The sequence below is a fragment of the Mycolicibacterium vinylchloridicum genome (genome assembly GCF_013404075.1).
Taxonomy (GTDB): Bacteria; Actinomycetota; Actinomycetes; order Mycobacteriales; family Mycobacteriaceae; genus Mycobacterium; species Mycobacterium vinylchloridicum.
Genome location: NZ_JACBJQ010000177.1, coordinates 1 through 1,339, shown reverse-complemented (window position 1 = coordinate 1,339; position 1,339 = coordinate 1). Strand labels below are relative to the sequence as shown.

General features: G+C 61.7%; 1 protein-coding gene and 1 other annotated feature. The gene reads left to right on the top strand.

The annotated features are described in order from the left end of the window. Positions 1-52 precede the first annotated feature (52 nt). Positions 53-1,308, top strand: a protein-coding gene (locus HPC46_RS34405; RefSeq protein ID WP_179476438.1) for an IS3 family transposase whose coding sequence is annotated in 2 segments (ribosomal slippage) — positions 53-347 and positions 347-1,308 — 1,257 coding nt in all. Because the reading frame shifts where the segments join, the coding sequence is not laid out codon by codon here. Beyond that, positions 337-468, top strand: a sequence feature (AL1L pseudoknot). It overlaps the preceding gene by 132 nt. Positions 1,309-1,339 lie beyond the last annotated feature (31 nt).

The window sequence follows — 1,339 nt, the reverse complement described above, 5'->3', positions numbered from 1 at the left end:
TGAACCGTCCTGGGTCTGGTGGAGATCGTGAACGCACCAGGAGGATGTTGTTGTGGCTGCGCCGAGGAAGTTTGACCCAGAGACCCGTGAGCGGGCGGTACGGATGTATCAGGACCGGATTTCCCAGACTGGGGATTCCAAGCGAGGGGCCCGCCGGTATGTCGGCGAGATCCTCGGAATCAATGAAGCTACGTTGCGCAACTGGGTAGAGAATCGCTACGGCAGCAGCGACTCGGCGGTTGTCGATGGGGCTGTGGATTCTTCTGCGGAATTGAAGTCGTTGCGCCGAGAGAACGCCGAGCTACGCAGGGCCAATGAGATTCTCAAGACGGCGACAGCGTTTTTCGCAGCGGCGGAGGTCGACCGCCGACTTCGGTGATCATCGATTACATCGATGCCCACCGTCACCAGTTCGGGGTCGACCCGATCTGCACCGTGCTCACCAGCTACGGCGTCAAGATCGCCCCGTCCACCTATTACGCGGCCAAAGCCCGCGGCCCGGTCAGCGACACTGCCTGGACCGAGGCGCACGCCGCCAATACCGTGCACCGGTTGTTTGTGTCCAACCGGCGGCTTTACGGGGGCCGCAAGATGTGGCACGCGATGAAACATGCAGGCCATGATGTGGGCCGTGACCAGGTCAGCCGGCTGATGGGCATCTGCGGGATCAGCGGAGCCGTTCGTGGCCGGCGGCGCACCACGGTCACCACGACCGCTGATCCGGGCGCACCGCGCCATCCCGATCTGATCGCCCGCCAGTGGGGTGCTCCGAGACGGCCTGATCAATGGTGGGTGGCCGATTTCACCTACACCTGGACCTTGGCGGGATTCGTCTATACCGCGTTCTGCGTGGATGTGTACTCACGCCGAATTCTGGGGTGGCGGGTGATGTCGACCAAGGCGACACCGCTCGTTCACAGCGTGCTCGAACAGGCTGTGTTCACCCGCCGCAGAACCGATTTCCGTTTTACGACAACGGGTTTGATCCATCACTCCGATGCCGGAAGTCAGTACACATCGCTGGTCTTCACCGATGCTCTGCATGACTCGGGAATCGCAGGATCGATCGGCTCGGTCGGTGATGCTTTGGACAATGCACTGATGGAATCAGCGATCGGTCTCTATAAGACCGAGTTGATCAATCGGGCCCAGTCCTGGACCGGGCGCGCCGAGGTGGAACGCGAAACCGCCGCCTGGGTGCATTGGTACAACACCACCCGCCTGCACTCGGCCCTGGGCTATCTCTCGCCCTCGGAGTACGAGGACCGGTACCGTCACACCGTCGCCTCAACAACAGAGGTGGCATAACCGAGGTCTCCATCCAGACCAGGACGGTTCA